This is a genomic window from Moorena sp. SIO3I6 (genome assembly GCF_010672095.1).
The window spans coordinates 1-1,405 of the sequence record NZ_JAAHHU010001344.1 but is presented as its reverse complement, the minus strand read 5'-3'; the positions used below and the strand labels follow the sequence as shown (position 1 = coordinate 1,405).

The window sequence follows — 1,405 nt, the reverse complement described above, 5'->3', positions numbered from 1 at the left end:
TCAGGCTGCGATGCTGCATTTGCGCGACTTATGTAAATTTAGCCTGTTTTTGCAGTGTCAGTGTGTCTATTTCGTGCATATTTAGCCTCTAGGCAGAATTTGTCCCCTTATAATGTGGAGACAGGGTTGCAGAACGATCGAGCAGTCTGTGTGAGCAGTCTGTGTATGAGAGTTCGTATAAGCGCTCTGTTTGTACCACAGTGCGTTGGTTAGTGAGTTTGTTAGTGCCCGAGTTGGTGCTGTTGAGCTGTTCTTCAGTGTCGGCAAGGGCGCCTTACTTGCGTCGTTGGGTTGTTCTGTGGCTTGTTGGGAGCTTCATTCACATAGCTCTGCGCAGCAATGCGTGGGGTGAACGAGCACAGGGTGTGCGCGTGTTTGCACCTAGTGTAAGGCGTGAATAAGCTACTGGGGACCTTTGTGTCTCCCTCGTAGGCACCGCTCTTGGCAGTAGGGTTGTGTGGACTGAGTAGCCACCCCCGAACCTAGAGTGTGCTTATGGGACCGTTAGGCTTGGCAAACTTGATTCGAGCGTGAAATCCTCAGTTCTCGTAATTGGGATGCAGCGTTTGATACGTCGTCGGTATGTCAACATACGCCTGTTCCATCTCGAGCTTCGGTTCTTGTTGGTAGCAGTGTGTGTAACAGTGTGAATTCGTTCACCTGGACGGTAGTTACCTGGTTGATCCTGCCAGTAGTCATATGCTTGTCTCAAAGATTAAGCCATGCATGTCTAAGTATAAGCACTTGTACTGTGAAACTGCGAATGGCTCATTAAATCAGTTATCGTTTATTTGATTGTACTTTTTACTACATGGATACCTGTGGTAATTCTAGAGCTAATACATGCGAAAAATCCCGACTTCTGGAAGGGATGTATTTATTAGATTAAAGACCAATGCGGATCCTCGTGGTCCGTTTACTTGGTGATTCATGATAACTTTTCGAATCGCATGGCCTAGCGCCGGCGATGTTTCATTCAAATTTCTGCCCTATCAACTGTCGATGGTAAGGTAGTGGCTTACCATGGTTGTAACGGGTGACGGAGAATTAGGGTTCGATTCCGGAGAGGGAGCCTGAGAAACGGCTACCACATCTAAGGAAGGCAGCAGGCACGAAAATTACCCAATCCCAACTCGGGGAGGTAGTGACAAGAAATAACGATACGGGGTCTTAATAGGTCTCGCAATTGGAATGAGTACAATTTAAATCCTTTAACGAGGATCAATTGGAGGGCAAGTCTGGTGCCAGCAGCCGCGGTAATTCCAGCTCCAATAGCGTATATTAAAGTTGTTGCAGTTAAAAAGCTCGTAGTTGGATTTCGGGACGGGCCAGTTGGTCCGCCGCAAGGTGTGTTACTGACTGGTCTGTTCTTCTTCGCAAAGACTTCGTATGCTCTTCGTTGAGT

Annotated in this window: 1 rRNA gene; it reads left to right on the top strand. The window is 47.5% G+C overall.

The features are described 5' to 3' along the window. Positions 1-667 precede the first annotated feature (667 nt). Positions 668-1,405: ribosomal RNA gene (locus tag F6K49_RS49175) — 16S ribosomal RNA — on the top strand; the annotation flags it as partial.